This is a genomic window from Sphingomonas sp. P4_G2 (assembly GCF_056401155.1).
Map to the genome: position 1 here is coordinate 799,082 of NZ_JBFUJY010000001.1, position 22,631 is coordinate 821,712.

The 22,631-nt window shown below is 65.0% G+C and carries 26 protein-coding genes; 8 read left to right on the forward strand and 18 right to left on the reverse strand.

The window, feature by feature from the left end; translation table 11 throughout:
- Positions 1-13: 13 nt before the first annotated feature.
- Positions 14-346, forward strand: coding sequence for a UrcA family protein (locus AC1DRD_RS03630; protein WP_478028141.1), 333 nt, complete (start codon positions 14-16; stop codon positions 344-346).
- A 102-nt stretch (positions 347-448) separates the two neighbouring features.
- Complete coding sequence (locus AC1DRD_RS03635; RefSeq protein WP_478028143.1) at positions 449-1,084, forward strand: retropepsin-like aspartic protease family protein; 636 nt, start codon at positions 449-451, stop codon at positions 1,082-1,084.
- Positions 1,085-1,334: 250 nt separating this feature from the next.
- On the opposite strand, the gene AC1DRD_RS03640 is transcribed toward AC1DRD_RS03635, so the two are convergent.
- Both AC1DRD_RS03640 and AC1DRD_RS03645 read right to left on the reverse strand, forming a co-directional pair.
- Positions 1,335-2,123 carry an SDR family oxidoreductase gene (locus tag AC1DRD_RS03640; RefSeq protein ID WP_478040341.1) on the reverse strand — a complete coding sequence of 263 codons (789 nt, stop codon included), beginning with the start codon at positions 2,121-2,123 and terminating at the stop codon, positions 1,335-1,337.
- Positions 2,124-2,256: 133 nt separating this feature from the next.
- The gene (locus tag AC1DRD_RS03645; protein WP_478040342.1) at positions 2,257-3,402 is read right to left on the reverse strand and encodes an acyl-CoA dehydrogenase family protein; all 1,146 of its coding nucleotides are present in this window, start codon (positions 3,400-3,402) and stop codon (positions 2,257-2,259) included.
- Between the two features lie 234 nt (positions 3,403-3,636).
- Here AC1DRD_RS03645 and AC1DRD_RS03650 point away from each other — a divergent pair, with 234 nt between their 5' ends.
- The 3 genes from AC1DRD_RS03650 to AC1DRD_RS03660 all read left to right on the forward strand — a co-directional run bounded on the left by AC1DRD_RS03650 (position 3,637) and on the right by AC1DRD_RS03660 (position 6,693).
- On the forward strand, positions 3,637-4,467 hold the full coding sequence (locus tag AC1DRD_RS03650; RefSeq protein WP_478028261.1) for an SDR family NAD(P)-dependent oxidoreductase: 831 nt from the start codon (positions 3,637-3,639) through the stop codon (positions 4,465-4,467).
- The gene (locus AC1DRD_RS03655) at positions 4,464-5,921 is read left to right on the forward strand and encodes an MFS transporter (RefSeq protein ID WP_478040343.1); all 1,458 of its coding nucleotides are present in this window, start codon (positions 4,464-4,466) and stop codon (positions 5,919-5,921) included. Before AC1DRD_RS03650 ends, AC1DRD_RS03655 begins: the two co-directional genes overlap by 4 nt.
- A 208-nt stretch (positions 5,922-6,129) precedes the next feature.
- The gene (locus tag AC1DRD_RS03660) at positions 6,130-6,693 is read left to right on the forward strand and encodes a CHAP domain-containing protein (protein WP_478028150.1); all 564 of its coding nucleotides are present in this window, start codon (positions 6,130-6,132) and stop codon (positions 6,691-6,693) included.
- A gap of 28 nt (positions 6,694-6,721) precedes the next feature.
- Here AC1DRD_RS03660 and msrB read toward each other — a convergent pair whose 3' ends face one another.
- From msrB to AC1DRD_RS03680, 4 genes are all read right to left on the reverse strand, one after another.
- A complete protein-coding gene (gene msrB / locus AC1DRD_RS03665; protein ID WP_478040608.1) occupies positions 6,722-7,216 on the reverse strand; it encodes a peptide-methionine (R)-S-oxide reductase MsrB in 495 nt (164 codons plus the stop codon).
- A 79-nt stretch (positions 7,217-7,295) separates the two neighbouring features.
- Complete coding sequence (locus AC1DRD_RS03670; protein ID WP_478040609.1) at positions 7,296-8,537, reverse strand: cytochrome P450; 1,242 nt, start codon at positions 8,535-8,537, stop codon at positions 7,296-7,298.
- A 91-nt stretch (positions 8,538-8,628) separates the two neighbouring features.
- Positions 8,629-9,870 (reverse strand): ABC transporter permease, encoded by a 1,242-nt coding sequence (locus AC1DRD_RS03675; RefSeq protein WP_478028152.1) that lies wholly within the window; start codon positions 9,868-9,870, stop codon positions 8,629-8,631.
- Positions 9,870-10,799, reverse strand: coding sequence for an ABC transporter ATP-binding protein (locus AC1DRD_RS03680; protein ID WP_478040344.1), 930 nt, complete (start codon positions 10,797-10,799; stop codon positions 9,870-9,872). The genes AC1DRD_RS03675 and AC1DRD_RS03680 overlap by 1 nt, the downstream gene beginning before the upstream one ends.
- Before the next feature lie 41 nt (positions 10,800-10,840).
- Here AC1DRD_RS03680 and queG point away from each other — a divergent pair, with 41 nt between their 5' ends.
- Entirely contained in the window at positions 10,841-11,971 is a 1,131-nt protein-coding gene (queG, locus tag AC1DRD_RS03685; RefSeq protein ID WP_478040345.1) for a tRNA epoxyqueuosine(34) reductase QueG, read from the forward strand.
- A gap of 19 nt (positions 11,972-11,990) precedes the next feature.
- Here queG and AC1DRD_RS03690 read toward each other — a convergent pair whose 3' ends face one another.
- On the reverse strand, positions 11,991-12,371 hold the full coding sequence (locus AC1DRD_RS03690; protein ID WP_478028157.1) for a hypothetical protein: 381 nt from the start codon (positions 12,369-12,371) through the stop codon (positions 11,991-11,993).
- Positions 12,368-13,048 carry an EI24 domain-containing protein gene (locus tag AC1DRD_RS03695; protein ID WP_478040346.1) on the reverse strand — a complete coding sequence of 227 codons (681 nt, stop codon included), beginning with the start codon at positions 13,046-13,048 and terminating at the stop codon, positions 12,368-12,370. Before AC1DRD_RS03695 ends, AC1DRD_RS03690 begins: the two co-directional genes overlap by 4 nt.
- Positions 13,049-13,109: 61 nt before the next feature.
- Between AC1DRD_RS03695 and AC1DRD_RS03700 the strand changes: the two genes are divergently transcribed.
- Entirely contained in the window at positions 13,110-14,108 is a 999-nt protein-coding gene (locus tag AC1DRD_RS03700; protein ID WP_478028159.1) for an adenosine kinase, read from the forward strand.
- Between the two features lie 275 nt (positions 14,109-14,383).
- Here the strand turns inward: AC1DRD_RS03700 and AC1DRD_RS03705 are convergent, their stop codons facing one another.
- The 9 genes from AC1DRD_RS03705 to hisB all read right to left on the reverse strand — a co-directional run bounded on the left by AC1DRD_RS03705 (position 14,384) and on the right by hisB (position 20,450).
- Complete coding sequence (locus AC1DRD_RS03705) at positions 14,384-16,003, reverse strand: amino acid permease (protein ID WP_478028161.1); 1,620 nt, start codon at positions 16,001-16,003, stop codon at positions 14,384-14,386.
- A 98-nt stretch (positions 16,004-16,101) separates the two neighbouring features.
- On the reverse strand, positions 16,102-16,479 hold the full coding sequence (locus tag AC1DRD_RS03710; protein ID WP_478040347.1) for an HIT domain-containing protein: 378 nt from the start codon (positions 16,477-16,479) through the stop codon (positions 16,102-16,104).
- Between the two features lie 125 nt (positions 16,480-16,604).
- Positions 16,605-16,925 (reverse strand): phosphoribosyl-ATP diphosphatase, encoded by a 321-nt coding sequence (locus tag AC1DRD_RS03715; RefSeq protein ID WP_478040348.1) that lies wholly within the window; start codon positions 16,923-16,925, stop codon positions 16,605-16,607.
- A 32-nt stretch (positions 16,926-16,957) separates the two neighbouring features.
- Positions 16,958-17,176 (reverse strand): hypothetical protein, encoded by a 219-nt coding sequence (locus AC1DRD_RS03720; protein ID WP_478040349.1) that lies wholly within the window; start codon positions 17,174-17,176, stop codon positions 16,958-16,960.
- A 127-nt stretch (positions 17,177-17,303) separates the two neighbouring features.
- Positions 17,304-18,071, reverse strand: a complete 768-nt coding sequence (gene hisF / locus AC1DRD_RS03725) for an imidazole glycerol phosphate synthase subunit HisF (RefSeq protein WP_478040350.1) — start codon at positions 18,069-18,071, stop codon at positions 17,304-17,306.
- 142 nt (positions 18,072-18,213) lie between these two features.
- Positions 18,214-18,948 (reverse strand): 1-(5-phosphoribosyl)-5-[(5-phosphoribosylamino)methylideneamino]imidazole-4-carboxamide isomerase, encoded by a 735-nt coding sequence (gene hisA / locus AC1DRD_RS03730; RefSeq protein WP_478040351.1) that lies wholly within the window; start codon positions 18,946-18,948, stop codon positions 18,214-18,216.
- Between the two features lies 1 nt (position 18,949).
- Positions 18,950-19,555 (reverse strand): imidazole glycerol phosphate synthase subunit HisH, encoded by a 606-nt coding sequence (hisH, locus tag AC1DRD_RS03735; protein WP_478040352.1) that lies wholly within the window; start codon positions 19,553-19,555, stop codon positions 18,950-18,952.
- Positions 19,552-19,863, reverse strand: coding sequence for a YciI family protein (locus AC1DRD_RS03740; RefSeq protein ID WP_478040353.1), 312 nt, complete (start codon positions 19,861-19,863; stop codon positions 19,552-19,554). The genes hisH and AC1DRD_RS03740 overlap by 4 nt, the downstream gene beginning before the upstream one ends.
- Positions 19,863-20,450: an imidazoleglycerol-phosphate dehydratase HisB gene (gene hisB, locus AC1DRD_RS03745; RefSeq protein WP_478040354.1), complete on the reverse strand. Its 588-nt coding sequence runs from the start codon at positions 20,448-20,450 to the stop codon at positions 19,863-19,865. The genes AC1DRD_RS03740 and hisB overlap by 1 nt, the downstream gene beginning before the upstream one ends.
- Before the next feature lie 71 nt (positions 20,451-20,521).
- On the opposite strand from hisB, the gene AC1DRD_RS03750 reads away from it, so the two are divergent.
- Positions 20,522-20,998 carry an SspB family protein gene (locus AC1DRD_RS03750; RefSeq protein WP_478028174.1) on the forward strand — a complete coding sequence of 159 codons (477 nt, stop codon included), beginning with the start codon at positions 20,522-20,524 and terminating at the stop codon, positions 20,996-20,998.
- 254 nt (positions 20,999-21,252) lie between these two features.
- On the opposite strand, the gene AC1DRD_RS03755 is transcribed toward AC1DRD_RS03750, so the two are convergent.
- Positions 21,253-22,563, reverse strand: coding sequence for an HD-GYP domain-containing protein (locus AC1DRD_RS03755; RefSeq protein ID WP_478040355.1), 1,311 nt, complete (start codon positions 22,561-22,563; stop codon positions 21,253-21,255).
- Positions 22,564-22,631 lie beyond the last annotated feature (68 nt).

Consider the following 22,631-nt stretch of genomic DNA (forward strand, 5'->3'; position numbering starts at 1 on the left):
TCAGGAGATACGAATGCGGGTCACTATTTGTGCTGTCGCAATCCTGCTTGGCGCCTGCGCCGATCATTCGGCATTGGCGAGCGAGCCTCGGCTGAGCATCCGGGTCGCGGACGTTTCGACCGATACGCCATCGGGGCGGGCCGAATTGCGGCGACGTGTGGTCGATGCGACGCGGCGATTCTGCGCCGATCATGGCGCCGAGATCACGCCCTACGAATCGCGGGAGGATCCGCATTATTGCCCCGACATGGCAAGATCCTGGGCGATGAGTGGCATGACGCGCGACATGCGCCGTGCCTATAGCCTGGCGCGGCACGAGGCGAAGGTGGTCGGCAGCGCGCCGTGATTTCGGGTCGCCGTCCGCAGACCTGCTCGGCCGCGCCCCGCCGCCACGAGGCTGGACATAACGCTCAGCCGCCATACATCTAGTCCATGGCAGGTGGCGCGCATGGCTGACGCTCTGGGTGGCTCGTTGCCGCTATATATCCTGATCGGCATCGTTATCGTGCTGATGCTGCTCGCTCGGCGGTTTCGGGTGGTCGGGCGCCTGTTATCGATGACGGCGCTGGTCGTCTCGCTCGGGCTGATCGTGATGCTGGTCGGCGAGCGCGGGCGGTTCGATCCGATGTTCGCGCGTGTCGCCAAGATGCTGCACCTTGAGGACGGGCAACAGGTCGTCGGCAAGGAAATGCGCGTGCCGATGGCTGATGACGGCCATTTCTGGGTTACCGTCCGGTTCGGCCATGTCGAACGCAAGATGCTGGTCGACAGCGGCGCGACGGTGACCGCTTTGTCGACCGATACCGTGGACGCGGCGGGGCTGCGGCTCAGCCCGAGCCCATTCCCGATGATCATCCAGACCGCTAACGGATCGGTTCGCGCCGATACCGCGACGGTGCCCGAATTGCGCATCGGCAATATCGTCGCGCGCGATCTGCCCGTCGTCAGTTCGCCGGCCTTCGGCGACATGGACGTGATCGGGATGAACTTCCTGTCGCGGCTCAAGAGCTGGCGTGTGGAGGGGCGGACGCTGATTTTGACGCCGAACCATCCGCAGAATGGAAAAGGCACGGCGGCTTCCTAACCCCCTCCCTTTGGGCGCGTCGGGTCGGTCATGCCCCCGGCATGACCTGAATGGCGCGGGGCGCCATTCACCCGACGCGGGTCGAGCTGCGAAGTAGCGAAGGGTGAGGGCAGGGGCGGTCGCTGCCCTCACCCTTCCGCGCCTGCGGCGAGTTCGAGCGAGGTCCGGTCCCCCGGACCGGACCTTGACCTGCCGGGGGCAGGCCAAAGCTCGAACTCTCCCTCTCCCACAGGGAGAGGGAATTTCGGCCCTAGGCGTCGATCGACGTGCCCACTTGCGCGTTGACCAGGCCGCCATCGACCACCAGCGTATCGCCGACGACATAATCCGACGCGCGGCTGGCGAGGAAGATCGCGGCGCCGGCCATGTCCTCGTCGGTGCCGATACGGCGCATCGGAATGCTCTTGGCGACCTCCTCCCCATGATCGCGCGCGGCGCGGTTCATCTCGCTCGCGAAGGCGCCGGGGGCCAGGCTGGTGACGATGATCGCGTCCTTGATCAGCCGCGCCGCCATCCGCTTGGTGAGATAGATCAGCGCCGCTTTCGAGGCGTGATAGCTGTACGTCTCCCACGGGTTGAGCCGCAGGCCGTCGATCGAGGTGATGTTGATGACCTTGCTTGGCTTGTCGTAGCTCGCCTGCGCCTTGAGCAGGCCATGCAGTGCCTGGGTCATGAAGAAGGGCGACTTGACGTTCAGGTCCATCACCTTGTCCCAGCCGCTTTCCGGGAAGTCCTCGAACGGCACGCCCCAGGCGGCGCCGGCATTGTTGACCAGGATGTCGAGATGATCCTCATGCTCGGCCAGTTTGGCGGCGAGTGCCTTGCAGCCGTCGACGGTCGAGACATCCATCGGCAGTGGAATGCAGTTGGGTCCGAGTTCGACGGCGGTCTCTTCGCAGGCGGGGGCCTTGCGCGACGAGATGTACACCTTGGCCCCCTGCGCGATGTATCCCGCGGCGATCATCTTGCCGATGCCGCGCGATCCCCCGGTGATCAGCGCGACGCGCCCTTCGAGGCTGAAGAACTTGCTGGTGTCCATGTCTGTCTCCCGTTTTCCAAAAATCGTCATCCCAGCGAAAGCTGGGATCTCGCGTCGCAGAGGGCACGGTCGTCGCGCCGTCGCTTGAGGCCCCGGCCGCCGCCGGGGCGACGGCTTGTTGCGCTCCGTCCGATCACCCCCCGCGCTTCAACGTCTCGCGCGCGATGATGAGTTGCTGGATCTGGCTGGTGCCTTCGTAAATGCGGAACAGCCGCACGTCGCGGTACAGCCGCTCGATGCCGTAATCGGCGATATAACCGGCGCCGCCATAGATCTGCACCGCGCGGTCGGCGACGCGGCCGACCATCTCGCTGGCGAAATATTTGGCGGCGGCGGACTCCATCACGACGTCCTTGCCTTCGTCCTTGGCCGCGGCGGTCTCCAGCACCAAAGCGCGGGCGGCAAGCGCCTCGGTCTTCGAATCGGCGATCATCGCCTGGATCAATTGGTGCTCGGCGATCGGCTTGCCGAACTGCTTGCGCTCGCTGGCATAAGCGACGCAATCGGCGATCAGCCGCTCGGCGACGCCGACGCACACCGCCGAGATGTGCAACCGCCCGCGATCGAGCACGCGCATCGCGATCTTGAAGCCCTCGCCCTCGGCGCCGAGCCGGTTCTCGATGGGGACGATCACGTCGTCGAAAATGACATCGGCGACCTTGGCGCCCTTTTGCCCCATCTTCTTCTCGGGCTCGCCAATCGACACGCCGGCAAGGTCGCGCGGGACCAGGAAGGCGGAAACACCGCGTCCGCCCGGCGCGTCGCCGGTCCGCGCCATCACGGTGAACAGATCGGCCTTGTCGGCATTGGTGATGAAGCGCTTGGTGCCCGACAGGCGATAAGATTGGCCATCCCACACCGCCTTGGTCTTCACCGCGCCCGAATCGGAGCCTACATCGGGTTCGGTCAGCGCGAAGCTGGTAATGATCTCCCCGCTCGCGATCCGGGGCAGCCACTCTGCTTTCTGTTCGGGACCGCCGGCCATGACGAGCCCCTGGCTGCCGATGCCGACATTGGTACCGAAGCTCGAGCGGAACGCCGGGGTGGTGCGGCCGAGCTCGATCGCGACCTTCACCTCTTCGAGCATGGTCAGGCCGAGGCCGCCATATTCCTCGGCGATCGACAGGCCGAACAGGCCCATCGCCTTCATCTCCGCGGTGACGTCGTCGGGGATGGCGTCCTGTGCTTCCACCTCGGCTTCCAGGGGGCGAAGCCGCTCGGTCACAAAGCGGCGGACGGTGTCGATCAATGCGTCGAAGGTTTCGGCGTCGAGCGCCATGACGTTCCTCTCCCCATGTCCAACTCGTCATGCCGGGCTTGTCCCGGCATCCAACGTGCAGCAACGGCTGGATTCCGTTGTGGCGGGTTGGACCCCGGAACAAGTCCGGGGTGACGGTTGGTAGTTTGGCGCAAAGCTCGCTGCAACATCAAACAAACCCGAAATTCGAAAAGCCGGATTGACCGGCCTCAAGCCCCCTCTATGCTGCAGGAAAAATACATGCAGGAGAATGGAATGCGGTTTCAGGGCAAGCGCGCCGTGGTCACTGGCGGCGCCTCCGGTATCGGCCGTGCGACGGCGCTGCGATTGGTCGAGGAAGGCGCCGACGTCCTGATCGGCGACGTCGATGTCGCGGGCGGCCAGGAGCTTGCCGAAACCTCGAACGGCCGCATCCGCTTCCAGAAAACCGACGTGACGCAAGTCGCCGATATCGAGGCGTTGCTGGCCGCCGCCGATGCCGCGGGCGGGCTCGACATCCTGTTCAACAATGCCGGCGCGGCGGGCGCGCGCGACAAGATCGACGAGATTTCGCCCGACGATTGGGATCGCACGATGAGCCTGTTGCTGCGATCGGTGGCGATGGGTATCCGCTATGCCGCGCCGCTGATGGCGAAACGCGGTGGTGGGGCGATCGTCAACACGTCGAGCGTCTCCGCGCTGGGCAGCGGCTATGCGCCGACCGCTTATTCGACCGCCAAGGCGGGCGTGTTGCATCTGACCAAGGTCGCCGCCGCCGACCTCGCCAAGCACAATATCCGCGTCAATGCGGTGGTGCCGGGGTTCATCACCACCAACATCTTCACTTCGGCGCTGGGACTCGAAGGCGAGGTGCGCGATCATGTCAACGGCGTGATCGCCCAGACCGCCGCGCACGCTCAACCGGTGCAGCGCGCCGGACGGCCTGAAGACATTGCCGCAGCGGTCGCTTATCTGGCGAGCGATGACGCCAGTTTTGTCACCGGCACGCATATCCTGGTCGATGGTGGCATGCTGATCGGCACGCGCGCGAGCTGGGACGACAGCGTGCCCGGCCTGTTCTCATCACTGGAGGCGGCGGCCTCGTGAGCAAGCTGGCGACGCCGGCACCGCGCCGGCTTTCGAACTGGACTACGGCAAGCTACGGCTTCGGATCGGTCGCGTACGGCGTCAAGGATGCCGGGTTCGGGACGTTCCTGCTGATCTTCTACAACCAGGTAGTCGGACTCGACGCCTCGACTGTCGGGTTGATCATTTTCATCGCGCTCGTCTGCGACGCGTTCGTCGATCCGCTCATTGGCGTGTTGTCGGACCGCACGCGCGGGCGCTGGGGGCGGCGTCATCCATGGATGTATTCGGCGGCGCTGCCGATTGCGATCGGATGGCTGTTATTGTGGAACCCGCCGCATCTGAGCGGCGGCGCCACGCTCGCCTGGCTGTTCGTGACCGCGGTCGTCGTGCGCAGCGCGGTTAGTTGCTATGAAGTGCCGTCCCAAGCACTGACGCCGGAACTGACGTCGGATTACGACGAGCGCACGCGGATCACCTCCTATCGCTATCTGTTCGGATGGGCGGGCGGCCTGTCGATCCTGTTGCTCGCTTACGGCGTGTTCCTGACGCCGTCGGCCGCCTATCCCAACGGCCTGCTCAATCGCGTCGGTTATGGTCACCTCGCAATCGCCAGTACCGTCATCATGGTTGTCGCGATCCTGGCATCGGCGCTGGGCACGCATCACGAGATCGCGCGGTTGCCCAAGACGGTCGTACGCAGCCAGTCTCTCGGCGAGCATTTCGGCGAGCTGTGGGAAACAGTCAAGAATCGCGGGTTCCTGATCCTGATGCTGGCGGGCGTTTGCGCCTATACCAACCAGGGGATCAGCTACGCGCTGTCCAACTACACCTATAGTTTCGTCTGGCAGTTCAAGTCCTGGACGCTGCAACTGCTACCGTTCGCGCTGATGCTGGGTGCGGCGCTCGCCTTCGTCATCGCGCCTGCGGTCGGCAAGCGCACCAGCAAGCCGCATGCGGCGATGGCGTTCGTGCTGGCGGCGACGGTGTTCCACACCATGCCCTATTGGCTGCGCTTCGCCGGCGTCTTGCCGCCACCGGGATCGAGCGCGCTGGTGTTCCTGCTCCTCCCGATCTTCGTCACCGCGACCGCGCTCAGCGTATCGTCCTTCATCCTGGGCGCATCGATGATGGCCGACGTGGTCGAGGATTCGGAAGCGCGGACCGGCCGCCGGTCGGAAGGCGTCTATTTCGCCGGATCCTTCTTCGTCCAGAAATGCACCTCGGGCCTGGGCATCATGATCGTCGGCCAGCTGCTCGATCTTGTATCGTTCCCCAAGGGTGCGAAGCCCGGCATGGTGCCGGTGGCGGTGATCGACCATCTGACGCTGGCCTTCATCCTGATCTACGGCTCGCTGGCGATCGTGGCGGCCATTCTGTTCTCCAAATTCCCGTTCGGCCGCACCGAACACGAAGCGCGGCTGGCTCGGATGATCGCGGCGGCGGAGGCCGAGGGCGCGCCGCACTCGCCGTGACACCGGTAGCGATTCGGCGGATTTCGGCCACAAAATATGGCTGCCTCAGGCGTGAATTGGGTCCAGGCGGCACCGCATTTGGGCATTCACCGGCGACGAAACACAGTTCGTCGTGAAAGGTTCCATTCATCCTGCCGACAGGGTTCCCATGTCGGTTTTGTCCACCTAACCCACCATCAACAGTTCAACGGACCTTTTGGGGGGTCGCATGAAATTTGGTGGTTTGGCAGCGCGATTCGCGCTGGTGGCGCTCTGCGCCCTGGCGACGACGGTGCCGGCTCAGGCTCGGTTCTGGCAGTGCGCTCCTTATGCGCGCGAGATTTCGGGTATCCAGATTTTCGGCAACGCCAACACCTGGTGGTCGCAGGCCGCCGGCAAATATGAGCGCGGCAACACCCCGAAAGTTGGTTCGGTCCTCGCCTTCGCTTCGTTCAGCCGCATGCCGCTCGGCCACGTCGCGATGGTGTCGGGCATCGTCAACGACCATGAGATCCTGTTGACCCACGCCAATTGGTCGCGCCGCGGCGGCGTCGAGTATAATGTCCGCGCGATCGACGTCTCGCCCGAAGGCGACTGGAGCCAGGTCAAGGTCTGGTACGGCCCGATGGGCGGCCTGGGCACGACGACTTATCCGACCAAGGGTTTCATCTATGGCGCCGGTGCGCCCAAGATGGACAATGGCGATGACGACCAGTTCGACGCGTCGCGCAGCCAGACGGTCGCCACGATCGCCCCGGTTGGTGCGCGCGGAGTGGTCGGCGTTCGCGACTGAGCGAGCCGCTACTATCGGTTGATGAGCCCTACGCCTTACCCGGCGTGAAGGTCATCGCCGCTCCGTTCATGCAGTAACGCAAACCGGTCGGCTTGGGGCCGTCGTCGAACACATGGCCGAGATGCCCGCCACAACGGCGGCAATGGACTTCGGTCCGGGTCATCCCCAGCGAACCGTCGTTACGCGTCTTCACTGTATTGGGCAGCGGCGCCCAAAAGCTTGGCCAGCCGGTGCCGCTCTCGAACTTGGTCTTCGACGAATAGAGCGGCAGCGCGCAGCCCTTGCACGAGAAGATACCGGCACGGTGCTCGTTGTTGAGCGGACTGGTATAGGGCGTCTCGGTCGCCTCGTGGCGCAGCACCTGGTAAGAGAGCCCGGGTAACCGCTTGCGCCATTCGGCGTCGCTCAAATGGAACTCGAACTTTTCGGGCGGCGCGACGGGCGCGGCGCGACAGCCGCCGAACAGCATCGTCGCGGCACCGGTGCCGGCCAGGGTCAGGAAATGGCGGCGGTCGAACGTCATCATACAGGCTCCATCGATCGGACCTATATAAGTACGGACGATAAACGCTGCCGGTTTCAATCCGCCGCGACGCGTCAGCTCAATATTTGCTGATCTCGACCGGCAGCTTGCGATAGCCGTGGACGAAACAGGCCGCGACGCGCTCGGGCTCGCCCAGCACGTTCACGCGCATCCGGCGCTTGGCCATTTCCTCGAGCAGCACGCTGATCTGGAGTTCGGCGAGGCGAGCACCGACGCAGCGGTGGATGCCATGACCGAACGCCAGGTGCCGGCGCGCATTCGGGCGGTCGACGACGATATTGTCGGCGTCGTCGCCGAACACCGTCTCGTCGCGATTGGCCGACAGATACCAGAGTGCGAGCTTGTCGCCTTCCTTGATCATCTGGCCACCCAGTTCGTAATCCTGCGTCGCGGTGCGGCGCATATGCGCGAGCGGGGTCTGCCAGCGGATGATTTCCTGAACCGCATTGGGGATCAGTTCGGGATTCGCCTCGAGCTTGGCGCGCTGATCGGGGAACAGGTCGAGGCCGTAAGCCGCCGCCGACATCGAATTGCGTGTCGTGTCGTTGCCGCCGACGATCAGCAGGATCAGGTTTCCCAGGAACTCATACTGATCCATTTCCGCCATGGCGTCCGAATGGATCATCATGCTGATCAGGTCGGGGGTCGGCTCCTTGCCGACTTTCTGGTTCCACAGATTTTGGAAATAGGCGCCGCACTCGAACATGTGCGTCAGCCGCTCGGCACGCAGTTCGGGTGTCTTCACCAGTTCGATATCGCCGGCCCAATCGGACCAGAAGGTCAGCTTGCGGCGATCTTCCCAGGGAAAATCGAACAGGATCGCGAGCATCTGGGTAGTCAGTTCGATCGACACCGTGTCGACCCAGTCGAACGGTTCGCCATAAGGCAGCGTGTCGAGGATTTCGGCGGTGCGGCGAACGATATCCTCCTTCATCCGCACCATCTCGCTCGGCGTGAAGGCGGGGGCGACGGTGCGGCGCTGGCCGGTATGTTTGGGCCGGTCCATCGCGATGAACATCGGCATCTTGACGTCGCTGTCGGGCAGGAAGTCGGCAAGCGTGATCCCGCCCACTTCGGACGAGAAGACGTCCGGCAGCGATTCCGCCTCGAGGATCGGCTTGTAGGTGGAGATCGACCAATAGGGGCCGTAATCCGAATTCTCGACCTTGTGGACCGGCGACTCGGCGCGGAGCTTCTTGAACGGCTCCTGCCAGACATCGTCGCGATAAAGTTCGGGCCGGCTGACGTCGAGCGGATCGACCGGGCCTTCATATTTGAAGGTCGGACCCTTCGCCAACATCTCGGTCAATTCGGCTTGAGTCGCCATGCCCACTCTCCCATTTATCGGGCGAGACAAACCTATACTTACACAGATGTCAATAGTGGAGCGGCTAGCTGCTCGCCGGCTGCGGCTGCTTGCGTTTGCGCTTGGGGCCTTCGCCCGACTTCAGCACGCCGCGACGGAACCAGCGCGCGCCGAGCGAGATCACCAGCGACACCCAAAGCAATTGCCACAGGATCGCGACCGCGTGCGGCCACAAAGCGGACGAATTGGCGGCATGCGCGGCCATCGCCATCGGTGAGCTGAACGGGAAAATCTCCGCGATCCAGGCGATCGTGCTTCCGGGGCGACCGGCCGCCGCGGTCGACATGCCGACATTGGCCATTTGGACGACGGTCATCGGCAGCGCCATCAGCTGAAGCTCACGCTGGGTAGAGGCCTGCGCGCCGAGGATCAGATAGACCGCGCCGATCAGGAGATACGACATGACGAAATAGGCCAGGAACAGCAACGCGAAGACCGGCTTGCCGACGGCCGGCGCCACACCCGCAAGCGCCGCCGCTGTCCCGGCGGGCAGGATGCTGGTGATCTGGCTCGCGACCGTGCCCCAGAAACCGACGAACAGCAAAGCGACGCCGAACATGCCGATCAGCTTGCCGAAGAACACCGATTCGAGCGGGACCGCGGCGGCAAGGACTTCGATCACCTTGTTGCTGCGCTCTTCCGCCATCGTGCCCATCGTCAGGCCGGCGAGGAACAGGGTCAGCAGGAAGATCGCCATGACCGCGAACAAGGCCGCGGCGTTATGGCCGCTGGTGGTCACCACGGTGCGGACGATCTTCGTCTTGGTCGGCACGCTGAGCGGCGCGGTCGAGCCCAGTTTCTGCGCACGCATGACCTGTTCGGCCAGGCCCGCGAGATAATCCGCCTCATCGCGTCCGCCGCCACCGTAGACGATCGTCGGGCGTTCGAGTGGACCATAAAGCGCCGCGTCAACATCGCCATCGCGGCCCGAGACGCGCGCGCGCGCTTGTGCGGCGGGATCGCCCGACGGCGTCAGGACGTCGAGCGGCGGCGGAATGTCGCCGCGGCCGAACACCCGGCGCAATTGCCAGTCGGTCGCGATGATCGCTGGCGCCTGGTCGGGAGCTGCGATCACGACAATGCGCGCGCGGTCGGCGGCGCCCTGCGCCATGCTCGACGCGCCGAACCCGCCGGCGGCGCCGAACAGGATCGTGAACATCGGCGACAACAGGAACAGCAGGAACGTCGGGGTGAACACGGTGGCGATGAAATCGCGCCGCGCCACGGTCAGCGCCTGGCGCAGCCCGCGACCGATATTACCGCCCATCACAGCGCCTCCGCTTCGGCCTGGGCCAGCGCTTCGGCGCCGACGATGCGGACGAAGGCGTCATGCAATCCAGGACGTTCGATCGACAGGCCCGCCACGCCAAATCCCGATTGAGTCAGCTTGAGCAGCACTGCCTCGACCGCGTCATCGGGGACCGGAAACACCCAGTCGCGGCCGTTATGCTGCGCGTCGGCGGGCAGGATCGCCGCCACTTCGGGTCCGTCGCGCTCGGGTTGGTAATGCGCGCGCATCGGCAGCATGCCGCGGGCATCGGCGACGGTGCCCTCGAACCGGCGCTTGCCCCCGGCGATGATCGCCAGCCGGTCGCACAGTCGCTCGGCATGCGCCATGACATGGGTCGAAAACAGGACGGTGGCGCCGCGCGCCTGCTCGGCACGGATCAGCTGTTCGAGCCCTTCCTGGTTGACCGGATCGAGCCCCGAAAAGGGTTCGTCGAGGACGAGCAGATCGGGCTGATGAACGACCGATCCGAGCAATTGGACCAGCTGGGCCATGCCCTTGGACAATTTGCGGATCTTGAAATCGACCGCATAGCCGAGGCCAGCCTGCTCCATCATCTCGATCGCGCGCTTGCGCCCGATTTTCCAGGGCAGGCCGCGTAACGCGCCCATGAAGGCGATCGCTTCGCGCGCCTTCATCTGTGGATAGAGGCCGCGCTCCTCGGGCAGATAGCCGACATGGTCGCTCGCGTCGCGCGGACGATCGCGGCCGAGCAAGGTGCGCTCGCCTTCATCGGGTTCGATGATGCCGAGCAGCATGCGCAAGGTCGTGGTCTTGCCCGCGCCGTTGGGGCCGAGCACGCCGTAGATCGTGCCGGTCGGCACCGCGAGGTCGACGCCGTCAACCACCCTCCGCCCACCGAAATTCTTGACGAGGCCGTGGGCGGTGACGGCCAGAGACTGAGACACGCGACCTCCCTCGATTGGTTCGTCCGTGGTAGCGGGGCGAAGTGACCGAACACAAGCTATTCGAAGACCGCTTGCGCGACGAAGCCTTAAGGCTCGGTTTCGCCGCGGTCGGCATTGCGCGCGCCGACGCCGCGCCCCGCTCGGGCGAGCGACTACGGCAATGGCTGGCCGAGGGCCGCCATGGCGAGATGATCTGGATGGAGGAGCGCGCGCATCACCGTGCCGCGCCGACGGGGTTGTGGCCCGAGGTCAGGAGCGTGATCGCGCTCGGCATGAGCTATGCGCCGGGGCGTGACCCGCTGGCGCTGGCGGGTGAGGGGGGGCGCGGACGGATCTCGGTCTACGCGCAGGGCAGCGATTATCACGATCTCGTCAAGCGGACCTTGAAGGCTTTGGCGCGGTGGATCGTGGCGGAAGCGCCGGGCGCCGACCTCAAGGTGTTCGTTGACACCGCGCCGGTGATGGAAAAGCCGCTGGCCGAAGCGGCCGGGCTGGGCTGGCAGGGCAAGCACACCAATCTCGTCAGCCGCGATCATGGCAGCTGGCTGTTCCTCGGCGCGATCTACACCACGTTCGACCTCGCGCCCGATCAGGCGGGGCGCGATCGCTGCGGCTCGTGCGATGCGTGCCAGCGGTCCTGCCCGACCGATGCTTTCCCGGCGCCCTATCGGCTCGATGCACGGCGGTGCATCTCTTATCTGACGATCGAGCATAAGGGGCCGGTGCCGGAGGAGTTCCGGGAGGCGCTGGGTAACCGCATTTATGGCTGCGACGATTGCCTGGCGGTGTGCCCGTGGAACAAGTTCGCCTCGGCGGCGGCGGCCAACCGGGCATTCCTGCCGCGTGCCGAGCTCGCCGCGCCGCGGCTGGCCGATCTGCTGGCGCTCGACGATGCTGGGTTTCGTCAGGTGTTTGCGGGGTCGCCGATCAAGCGGATCGGGCGGGATCGGATGGTGCGCAATGCGGCTTATGCGGCGGGAAATAGTGGGGATGTTGGGCTGGCGCCGGTACTTGAGGCGCTGCGCGACGATCCGTCAGAGGTTGTGGCGGACGCAGCGCGCTGGGCGCTGGGACAGCTATCTAGCCCCTCCCCTTCAGGGGAGGGGTTGGGGGTGGGGGATGCCTCGCAGAGCGCGTCGCCCGCGATTGCCCCACCCCAGCCCCTCCCCTGAAGGGGAGGGGCTTATATGGTTACTTACCCCCACCCCTCCGAGCCAACGCCGCGACGCAGCTCGCGCGGTCGATCGGACTTCCATCGGGCTGGCGGGCGTCGAGATAGGTCACGGTCGGCTCTCCGCCGTTCTTGCCGGGATAGAGATAGGTATCGAGCACGCAGAACGTGCCCTGGAACTGCAGCTTGCGCGCCGTGCCTTCGCGGACATCGGCATTGGGCGGCCCGAATGTCTGGGTCAGACCGGCGGCATTCTGCCCCATCACGCGCTCGAGCCCGTTGGCCGGCAGCGGCGGCTGCTTGATCACCGCGCTGACCGGCGTCGCCGGACGCGCCATGGTTGATTCGCCGCAACCCGCAAGCAGCAGCGCCAACCCCGCTATCGCCAGAAGTCGCTTCATCCTTTCCTCCCGTGAAACAAATGCGCCGCCATCGCCGCGCCCAAGACCGGCGCGAACAGGTTGATAACGGGCACGGTCAGCAGTCCCGATACGATTACCCCTAATTCCCAGCGCACCCAGCGGGTCGAGGCGCGCCATGCCTTCATCTCGGACGGCGCGATATGCCGCGCCGCGACCATCTCGCCGAGATCGACTCCCAACAGCCAGCCATTGGCGGCGAAGAACAGCAACGGCGTGCCGAATCCGGTCAGCAGGAGCAGGATATAGGCCGGGAGGAGCACCAGGTTGATCGCCAGCGCGCGACCTGCGGATCGCAATCCCATGTGCAACGACCGCGCGAACGGCACGTCATGGGCGCTCGCCAGCGCGTCGGGATAATGTTTGCGCTCGACCGCGATCACGATCTGATCGCCAAACAGGCCGATCACCGCGATCGCCACCGCGCGGAACAATACCCAGCCGAACATGATCGTCACGACGAACTCGCCGATGATCGCGAGACCGGCGGCGTTCTCACCCCAGCCGAGTTGATCGACGAACAGCCATTGCGTCCCGAACCACAGTCCGGCGCCAAGCAGCAGGAAGACCAGCAACGTCAACCCGATCGATTTGAGGAAGACGCGCAGGATCGCGGAATCGGTGAGCTGGCCGAGCGACAGGAGGAAAGCGCGGATCATCGTTGCTTCTGTCTAGCGGCGGCGATACGGCGCGGCCAACCATTTCCCGGAGATATCTGACTTGACCAGCCCCGCTTATGACGTGGTCGCGATCGGCAATGCCATCGTCGACATCCTTTCGCAGTCGACCGACGAGTTCATCGCGGCCGAGGGCATGACCAAGGGATCGATGGCGCTGATCTTCGATCCCGCCGCCGCCGACGATCTCTATTCGCGGATGGGTCCGGGGCAGGAAGTGTCGGGCGGGTCGGCGGCGAACACGATCGCTGGGCTCGCGGCCTTGGGCCAGCCGACCGGCTTCATCGGCCAGATCGCCGACGACCAGCTCGGCAAGGTGTTCGCGCACGACGTCCAGTCGCTCGGCGTGCATTTCGCCACCCCACCGGCGACCGGCGGCGACCCGACCGCGCGTTGCCTGATCCTGATCACGCCCGACGGCCAGCGCACGATGAACACGTTCCTGGGTGCGGCGCAGTATCTGCCCGAAAGCGCGGTCGACGCGGAGACGATCGGCGCCGGCGCGATCCTCTATCTCGAAGGCTATCTGTGGAACGCCGAACAGTCGCGCGATGCGATGAAGCGGGCGATCGCGTTGGCGCGCGACGCGGGACGCAAGGTAGCGCTGACGCTGTCGGACACCTTCGTGGTGGAAGGGCATCGCGACGAGTTCTTCGCGTTGATCGACGCCGGCCAGATTGATTTGCTGTTCGCCAATGACAATGAAGTCCGCGCGATGATGCAGACCGACGATATCGAGGCGGCGGTGAAGGGCCTGGCGGCGCGGGTGCCGACCTTGGTGTGCACGCACGGCGCGCATGGTGCCGAGGCGCACCATGCCGACGAGCATGCCCGCGTGCCCGCCGAGCCGATCGATCACGTGGTCGACACGACCGGTGCGGGCGACCTGTTCGCGGCGGGCTTCCTCGCTGGCCAGGCGCAAGGCCGCGATCTCGCGACCAGCCTGCGCATGGGCGCGATCTGCGCCGCCGAATGCATCTCGCATGTCGGCCCGCGCCCGCTGGCGGATCTCAAGAAGCTGGTGGCAAGCAAACTGGGCTGAGCAGAAACCCCCTCTCCCGCAAGCGGGAGAGGGGGGGGCCGCCGCGAAGCGGTGGGAGGGTGAGGGTCTTCTTCCTTCTTCCAAGCGGACGAGGCTGAAAAAGAAGAAAGAAGACCCTCACCCAACCTGCGCCGGGTGAACAGCGCCCCGCGCTGTTCAGGTCATGCCGGGGGCATGACCGACCCGGTGCACCCGCAAGCGGGAGAGGGCCTAAAAAAGAAAAGGGGCCGGAGTATCGCTACTCCAGCCCCTTTCTTGTTGCCTGGATCAGGCGCTCACTCGGTGCCGGGCACCGGAGGCTCCAGCTCGCCATATGCTTCGTGTTCGGGAACATCGATGATGCCCTGACCGACATGGCTGCGGCTGCGACTGTAGAGGAAATAAACGACCAAGCCGATTGCGCCCCAGCCCACCAGGACCAGCTTCGACGTCGTATCCAGCGCAAGATAGAGGACGATGCAGCCGATGATCGCCAGTGGCGCGACGATCCATACACCCGGCGTGCGGAAGCTGCGCTTGCGCGTCGGATCTTTGACCCGCAACACCAGCACCGCCAGCGCCACCATCGCGAACGCAAACAACGTGCCCGAGTTCGAATAGTCCGCCAGGCTGCCCACCGGCAGCAGCCCCGCAAAGATGAGAGCGAAAAGGCCGGTGACGGCGGTCACGACATACGGCGTCCTGAACTTCGGGTGCACCTTCGCGAACGACGCGGGGAGCAGACCGTCACGCGCCATCGTGAAGAATACGCGCGTTTGGCCGAACATCATCATCAGCACGACCGACGGCAGCGCGATGATCGCTGCAAGTCCGACGAGCCAGCCGATGACGGGATAGCCGATCGTCTGAAGCACGTGTACCAGTGCGTGCTTCGAACACACCAGCGGCTCGGTCACTCCGCTCGCCACGATCGCGGTACAGCGTCCTGCCATTTCGGGCGATCCGGGCGCGAGGAACGCACCAGCCGCCGACGTTACGGGCTGAGCCCCCATCGTGCCGATCGCGCCGGCCGCCACCAGCAGATAGATAAGCGTGCAGATCATCAGGCTGCCGATCAATCCGATCGGCACGTTGCGCTGCGGGTTCCTGGTTTCCTCGGCGGCAGTCGAAACCGCGTCGAAGCCGACATAGGCGAAAAAGATAGATGCGGCCGCGCCGACATAGCCCGTTCCGCTGGTCAGATTGCCGAACCCGGTGGGCGTGAACGGGCTGAAATTCGCTGTGTGCATCGCCGGGAGCGTCAGCACCATGAAAGCCGTCAGGGCGACCAGCTTGACGACGACGAGCACCGCGTTGACCATCGCGCTTTCGGTCGTGCCCTTGATCAGCAGCGCCGTCACGGCGAGAACGACGACGACAGCGGGCACGTTGATATAGCCGCCATGCTGCGCAGCGGCGAGAAGGTCAGGCGTTGCTTTACTGCCGAACGCCAGCGAGACCTTGGCCATCAAGCCGTCTGCGTTGCTGATAATCGCGGGAAAATGGAATCCGCTGTCTGCTAGCGCACCGACCAGATGGTTCGACCAGCCGACGGCAACCGCACTCGCGCCCAGGGCGTATTCGAGGACGAGCGCCCAGCCGACCATCCAGGCGAGCATTTCGCCCATCACGGCATAAGTGTAAGTGTAGGCCGATCCCGCGACGGGGACCATCGAGGCAAGCTCCGAATAGCACAACGCGGCGACTGCGCACACGAACCCGGCGATCATGAAGCTGAGCATCATGCCCGGCCCTGCCTTTTGCGCCGCGACGGCAGTGAGGACGAAAATGCCTGTGCCGATCACCGCGCCGACGCCCAGCATGGTCAACTGAAACGCCCCCAATGATCGGTGGAGTCCCTTCTTCTCGGCGGTCGCGAGAATCGCGTCCAGTGACTTTACGCGGTCAAAAATCATGAATAGCCAACCCCCAAGGTGGTATTTTGGTGCTGGCGGGGGAGCCTAGTCGCAAAACCCCCGCGCGCAATCCCTTATTGGTTACGCCTGCGACGAACTCAGCGCGCGAGCATCGGGCCCAGCGCCTGCCCGCCGAACAGGTGGACGTGGAGATGCGCGATCTCCTGATGGCCGTGCAGCCCGACATTGGCGAGCAGGCGATAGCCGGGTGCCACGAGGCCGAGGTCGCGTGCGACCGTGCCGACCGCGCGGACGAAGCCGGCGATCTCCGCGTCCGACGCCCTGGCGCTGAAATCGTCCCACGACACGTACGGCCCGCGCGGGATCACCAGGACATGGATTGGCGCCTGTGGGTTGATGTCGTGGAACGCGACCGCCCATTCGTCCTCATAAACGCGCTTCGACGGTATTTCGTCGCGCAGCACCTTCGCGAAGATGTTCTGGTCGTCATAGGGCAGGGTGGCGTCGATCGGCATTGTTACCTCATGTTCCCCTCCCGCTTGCGGGAGGGGCTAGGGGAGGGCTTGTGGCCTCCAATCCGGGGGGTGTGGCGATTTGGACATGCCCTCCCCCGACCCCTCCCGCAAGCGGGAGGGGAGAATTAAGACTTCCGATTGGCTTTTTCGGTAAGGCCCGAGGTGCCCGTACGTCGCGCCAGTTCGTTGCGTACATCGTTGAGGCACAGACCGGAATCGGCGAGTAGGACGAGCAGGTGATAGATCAGATCGGCGGCCTCGCTGGTCAGTTCCTTCTTGTCCTTGCGCATCGCCGCGATCACGGTTTCGACCGCCTCCTCGCCAACCTTCTGCGCGATCTTGGCACGGCCGCGGACGAACAGTTCTGCGGTGTACGAACTGGAGGCGCTCTCGCCCTTGCGCGAGTGGATCAGCGCGTCGAGCGCGTCGAGCGGATCGTTGTTCATGGCGCGAGCGCTGCCTGTCCGCGCCGCCGCCGTCAATCCTTTGGCGTAGCTGTGGTCGCATCTGCCTGTTTGGCGAAGCGCTTGCGCAGCGCCCGCCGCGCCAGCCAGACACCCGCGACGGCCATGCCGAATAACGCGATGTCGGACAGTTCGGGCATCGATCGGGTGTGAATCACCCCGCTATGCGGCGGCACCGAGGCCAGCGCGGGCGTCGCGATCAGTAGGAGGGGCAAGGCGAAGAGGTAGCGCATTTGATGGGCGTGATACCGCGCGGCTCTTAACTTTCCGTCATGCCGGACTTGTTCCGGCACCCAACGTGCAACAACGGCTGGATTCCGCTGCGGAGCGTTGGACCCCGGAACGAGTCCGGGGTGACGGTCAGGAGATGGGCGTGCGCACCGGGATACCCGCCGCGGCCAACGCGCGGTGGGCGTCGGCGATAGACGCCTCGCCGAAATGGAAAATACTCGCGGCAAGCACCGCGCTGGCATGGCCGTCGCGGATACCGGCGACGAGGTCGTCGAGCCCGCCGACGCCGCCCGATGCCACTACCGGCACGCTGACCTGGTCGGCGATCGTGCGGATCAGGTCGAGGTCATAGCCGTCGCGCGTGCCGTCGCGGTCCATGCTGGTGATCAACAGCTCGCCGGCGCCGAGTTCGGCGAGGCGCAGCGCATGGGCGACCGCATCGATCCCGGTCGGCTTGCGGCCGCCATGCGTGAAGACTTCCCAACCATCGGCAGTGCGTCGCGCATCGACCGAGGCGACGCAGCATTGGCTGCCGAAGCGCTCGGCGATGTCGCTGACGAGTTCGGGGCGGGCCACCGCAGCGGAATTGACCGCGACCTTGTCCGCGCCGGCGAGCAGCAAGGCGCGGGCATCCTCGGCCGAGCGCACGCCGCCGCCGACGGTCACCGGCATGAAGCAGACTTCGGCGGTGCGTCGTACGACGTCGAGGATCGTACCGCGCGCCTCATGACTGGCGGTGATGTCGAGGAAGCAGAGCTCGTCGGCACCGGCTGCATCATAGGCCTGCGCCTGCTCGACCGGATCGCCGGCGTCGCGCAGGTCGACGAAGTTGACGCCCTTGACCACGCGACCATTGGCGACGTCGAGGCAGGGGATGACGCGGGCGCGGACGGTCATAAATCCCTCTCCCTGTGGGAGAGGGAGGGAGCCGCGAAGCGGCGGAAGGGTGAGGGCAGGAGTGAGAAAAGCGTGCTGCCCTCACCCTCCCACTCGGCTGCGCCGAGCGGGCCCCTCCCTCTCCCACGGGGAGAGGGGGTTCTCACGCCGCCTCCGCCACCGCGATCGCGGTCGCAAGGTCGAGGCGGCCGTCGTACAACGCGCGGCCGGTAATCACGCCCTCGATCCCGTCGCGGGCGTGGAGCGCGAGCATGTGGATGTCGGCGATCCCGCTGACTCCGCCCGAGGCGATGACCGGAATGTCGACCGCGCGCGCCAGATCGACCGTCGCCTGGACGTTGCAGCCCTTGAGCAGGCCGTCGCGCCCGACATCGGTGAACAGCAAGGCGGCGACCCCGGCATCCTCGAATCGGCGTGCCATGTCTTCGACCGAGACATCCGAGACATCGGCCCAGCCACGCGTCGCGACCATGCCGTCCTTGGCGTCGACCGCGACGACGATACCGCCCGGGAAATCGCGCGCGGCCTCACGCACCAGGTCGGGATTGTCGAGCGCGGCGGTGCCGATCACCAATCGCGAGACGCCGACGTCGAACCAACCTTCGATCGCCGCTCGGTCGCGGATCCCGCCGCCCAATTGGACATGACCCGGGAACGCAGCGACCACCGCGCGGACCACGTCGCCATTGACCGACTTGCCCGCGAACGCGCCGTCGAGGTCGACCATGTGGAGATGCTGCGACCCGGCATTGGCGAAGGCCATCGCCTGCGCCACCGGATCGTCGCCATAGATCGTCGCGCGATCCATATCGCCCTCGGCCAGGCGCACGACATTGCCGCCCTTGAGGTCGATCGCCGGGAAGATGATCAGGCTCATTTCACGGCCGCCATGTCAGGAACCTCTTCAACAATTCCAGCCCGTAGCGCTGGCTCTTTTCGGGGTGGAATTGCACGCCCGCCATATTGTCGCGGGCGATCGCGGCGACGACCGAGCCGGCATGATCGGTCGTCGCCACCACATCGTCGCCCTCGAACGCATAGCTGTGCAGGAAATAGGCCTCGCCCGCCTCGATCAGCGGGTGAGGGACGGTTAGCCGGACATCGTTCCAGCCCATATGCGGCACTTTGGCGGTGGAATCCGACGGGGTCAGCAGGCGGATGCGACCCTTGATCCAGCCGAGTCCCTCATGCTCGCCCATTTCCTCGCCGACATCCGCCATCAGCTGCATGCCGACGCAAATGCCGAGGAACGGCGCGCCATCGCGCCGCACGCGCTGGTCGAGCGCGTCGATCATGCCCGGCACCGCACGCAACGCCGCCGAGCAGGCGCCGAACGCGCCGACGCCGGGGAGCACGATCCGGTCGGCGCCGCGCACCAGTTCGGGATCGGCGGTAATCGCGATGTCCTGTGCGCCTACCGCCTTCAGCGCGTTGGCGACAGAATGGAGGTTCCCCGCGCCGTAATCGATCAGCGCGAGCGTCACGCGAACAGAGGAGCGACCGCTTCGGCCGCCCAACTCGCATTGAACTCGATCACCTCGATCGTCGCCGCGCCGCTGGTCACGAACGGGTCGCTCGCGGCGAGCGCTTCCACCTCGGCCTTATGCCCGCGGCAGATGATCACGCCGCCGGTGCGCGGGTTGCGGCGCCCCGACAGCAGGAACAGGCCTTCGGCATAGCCGCGCTCGAGCCAGCCGATATGCGGCTTCATGTGGCGGTCGACCTCGTCGAGCGAAACGACGTAATTGATCAGGATCAGGCAGACCGGTGCGTCGGCGTTGGTCGCCGGCATCACAACGTCCCCTTGGTCGAGGGAATCGCATCGGCCTTGCGCGGATCGATCTCGACCGCTTCACGCAGCGCACGGGCTAGGCCCTTGAATGCCGCCTCGGCGATATGATGGTTGTTCGAGCCGTACAGCGTCTCGATGTGGAGCGTGATCCCGGCGGTCTGCGCGAACGAGTGGAAGAAATGCTCGAACATCTCGGTGTCCATCTCACCGAGGCGCTTTTGCGAGAATTCCGTCTTCCAGACGAGGTACGGCCTACCCGAAATATCCAGCGCGACCCGAGTCAGCGTCTCGTCCATCGGTGACAGCGCATCGGCATAGCGGCGGATGCCGCGCTTTTCGCCCAACGCCTTGTTGATCGCCTCACCGATCGCGAGGCCGGTATCCTCGACGGTGTGATGCTGGTCGATATGGAGGTCGCCCACGGTCTTGACCTCGAGGTCGATCAGCGAATGGCGCGACAATTGTTCGAGCATATGGTCGAAGAAACCGATGCCGGTCGACACGGCATAGCTGCCGGTCCCGTCGAGGTTGACGGCGACGTCGATCGACGTCTCGCTCGTCTTGCGGTTGATCGTCGCGGTGCGCATCGCGCCCCCATATGGGTGTGTTGCACGTCATGCAATCTTGACCCGACGCTCGCATCGGCTACCCAAGGCATATGAGCGATGGACTGCCCGATAGCCTGATTCCGTATGATGAGATTGTGCAGGAGGCCCTGCGCGCCGTGGTCGGCCGCGTGCTCGGCTCGGTCGCGGCCGGTGGTGGGCTGCCCGGCGAGCATCATTTCTACATCACGTTCAAGACCCAGGCGCCGGGTGTCAGCATCCCCGAACGCCTGATCGAGCGATTCCCGGACGAGATGACGATCGTCCTGCAGAATCGCTATTGGGACCTGATAGTCGATGACGAGCGATTCTCGGTCGGGCTGAGCTTCAACCAAGTGCCGTCGAAGCTCGACATTCCCTATTCGGCGATCACCGGTTTTCACGATCCGGCGGTCAATTTCGAACTCCGCTTCCAGGCGCAGGAAGGCCCCGACGGTCCCGAGCCGCATGACGAGGCCGAGAACGACCATGTCGAGCGCGTCGATGACGGCTCGAACGTCGTCAGCGTTGATTTCAAACGGAAGAAGTAGCCGAAGCGAGCCGCACGGCTCGCGCGGCGGTCGCTTCAGCGACGCGAACGGCCGGCCGGCGCGGCAAAGCCGCGTCCGACGTCACGGAATTTACTTCCGTGACGTCCCGAGGATGCCTGCTTACTGCGGAAAATTGGCCTCATTTTCTGCCGTCACCGCGGCCTTGTGCCTCTCCACAACCGAGCTGAGGCGTTGTTGCACGGTGGATGCCGGGACAAGCCCGGCATGACGAAGGAGATTGGTAACGACCTAACTCAATCGAGCCGCTGACTCGGCCGCCAGCGAGAGACGCGATCGCTGGCGGGCATCTCGACCGTTTCTCCCGGCGTCGCTTCGACCCCCGCCCACAACCGCGCGATCACGTCGCGGTCGAGCTTATCGCTCTCCTGCAGCAGGTGTACGCACAGCGCCGGCCAATCATGCGCTCCCCAATCGGCGGGATTCTCCGCGCGGATGACGGTCTTGCACGCGTCGTCATCGGCCAAAATGATATCGCGTGGATCGACCAGGCTGTTCGCGGCGGTGTCGTAGAAGACGCGCAGGCGGGGCCGACTCGCGCGGCGGCCATTGGACAGTACGATCGCCAAACGCTGCGAGCGAAGGCGGACGACCATGCCGACCGGGAACACGGCAATGCTTTGATAGAAGGTGAATAAAAGGTCGCGATCGAACTGGCCGCGCCAGCCGTGCATCGCGGTCACCGCCTCGATCGGCGACCAGGCGTCCTTGTACGCGCGGTCCGACGTCAAGGCGTCATAGACATCGCAGATCGCGCCCATCCGCGCCGCCAGGCTGATCTCGCTGCCTTTCAGCCCGAACGGATAGCCGGTGCCGTCGATCTTTTCGTGATGATGGCGGCAGACATCGATCGCGGTGGCGGGAATGGCCTCCGCCCGATCGAGGATCGCGCAGCCGCGTTCGGGATGGAGGCGCGCGATGGCGAATTCCTCATCGGTCAGCCGGCCGGGCTTGTTGAGGATCTCGGACGGCACGTCCATCTTGCCGATGTCGTGTACCAGCCCGGCCAGGCCGAATTCGCGCACGGTGTCGTCGGGCAAGCCCAGATGGCGAGCGAAATTGACCATCAGCGCGCACACCGCGATCGAATGCAGATAGCTATAATCGTCCTTCGACTTGAGCCGGACGATGCTGATCAGGGCATATGCGTTGCGTTGTACCGATTCGGAAATCTCGTCGACGACCGCGACGACCTGATCGGAGTCGATCGCCTTGCCCAATCGGGCACCCTCGAAAACACCGCGGATGATTTCCCTGGTCCGCGCGACGATGTCGACGGCGCGCTCGCGCTCGGCTGTGATGCCCGTAGGGACATTGGCGACAACGGGTTCGGTGATGATGATCGGTTCGGGCTCGTCGATCGGCGCGAGCCCCCGCGCGGTGTCGATCGTCACGAAAGCGATATCGGCGTCGCGCAAGGCGGCGATGTCGCTGTCCGAACGTAGCAGGAAGCGGCGGCGCCAGAACGGATGGCTGAGCCAGGAGCCCTCAATGCCGTGGATGAACATGCCCGGCCGAAGCAAAGAGAGCGGGACGCGACGCTGCATGCTGGCGTGGATAATCGACAGCGGTTGACAACTTACTACTTTCGCTGTGTTTTTCTATCCGAGGAGAT

Coding starts and splice junctions, on each gene's coding strand:
- AC1DRD_RS03690 (WP_478028157.1), bottom strand. CDS start 12,371: ATGAAGCGACTTCTGGCGATAGCGGGGTTGGCGCTGCTGCTTGCGGGT.
- AC1DRD_RS03715 (WP_478040348.1), bottom strand. CDS start 16,925: ATGAACAACGATCCGCTCGACGCGCTCGACGCGCTGATCCACTCGCGC.
- AC1DRD_RS03660 (WP_478028150.1), top strand. CDS start 6,130: ATGAAATTTGGTGGTTTGGCAGCGCGATTCGCGCTGGTGGCGCTCTGC.
- AC1DRD_RS03750 (WP_478028174.1), top strand. CDS start 20,522: ATGAGCGATGGACTGCCCGATAGCCTGATTCCGTATGATGAGATTGTG.
- AC1DRD_RS03670 (WP_478040609.1), bottom strand. CDS start 8,537: ATGTTGGCGAAGGGTCCGACCTTCAAATATGAAGGCCCGGTCGATCCG.
- AC1DRD_RS03740 (WP_478040353.1), bottom strand. CDS start 19,863: ATGCCGGCGACCAACGCCGACGCACCGGTCTGCCTGATCCTGATCAAT.
- AC1DRD_RS03645 (WP_478040342.1), bottom strand. CDS start 3,402: ATGGCGCTCGACGCCGAAACCTTCGACGCATTGATCGACACCGTCCGC.
- AC1DRD_RS03650 (WP_478028261.1), top strand. CDS start 3,637: ATGCGGTTTCAGGGCAAGCGCGCCGTGGTCACTGGCGGCGCCTCCGGT.
- hisB (WP_478040354.1), bottom strand. CDS start 20,450: ATGCGCACCGCGACGATCAACCGCAAGACGAGCGAGACGTCGATCGAC.
- AC1DRD_RS03630 (WP_478028141.1), top strand. CDS start 14: ATGCGGGTCACTATTTGTGCTGTCGCAATCCTGCTTGGCGCCTGCGCC.
- msrB (WP_478040608.1), bottom strand. CDS start 7,216: ATGACGTTCGACCGCCGCCATTTCCTGACCCTGGCCGGCACCGGTGCC.
- hisF (WP_478040350.1), bottom strand. CDS start 18,071: ATGACCGTCCGCGCCCGCGTCATCCCCTGCCTCGACGTCGCCAATGGT.
- AC1DRD_RS03755 (WP_478040355.1), bottom strand. CDS start 22,563: ATGCAGCGTCGCGTCCCGCTCTCTTTGCTTCGGCCGGGCATGTTCATC.
- AC1DRD_RS03635 (WP_478028143.1), top strand. CDS start 449: ATGGCTGACGCTCTGGGTGGCTCGTTGCCGCTATATATCCTGATCGGC.
- AC1DRD_RS03705 (WP_478028161.1), bottom strand. CDS start 16,003: ATGATTTTTGACCGCGTAAAGTCACTGGACGCGATTCTCGCGACCGCC.
- AC1DRD_RS03710 (WP_478040347.1), bottom strand. CDS start 16,479: ATGCCGATCGACGCCACCCTGCCCTATGACGACCAGAACATCTTCGCG.
- AC1DRD_RS03695 (WP_478040346.1), bottom strand. CDS start 13,048: ATGATCCGCGCTTTCCTCCTGTCGCTCGGCCAGCTCACCGATTCCGCG.
- AC1DRD_RS03675 (WP_478028152.1), bottom strand. CDS start 9,870: ATGGGCGGTAATATCGGTCGCGGGCTGCGCCAGGCGCTGACCGTGGCG.
- AC1DRD_RS03640 (WP_478040341.1), bottom strand. CDS start 2,123: ATGGACACCAGCAAGTTCTTCAGCCTCGAAGGGCGCGTCGCGCTGATC.
- hisA (WP_478040351.1), bottom strand. CDS start 18,948: ATGAGCCTGATCATCTTCCCGGCGATCGACCTCAAGGGCGGCAATGTC.
- AC1DRD_RS03720 (WP_478040349.1), bottom strand. CDS start 17,176: ATGCGCTACCTCTTCGCCTTGCCCCTCCTACTGATCGCGACGCCCGCG.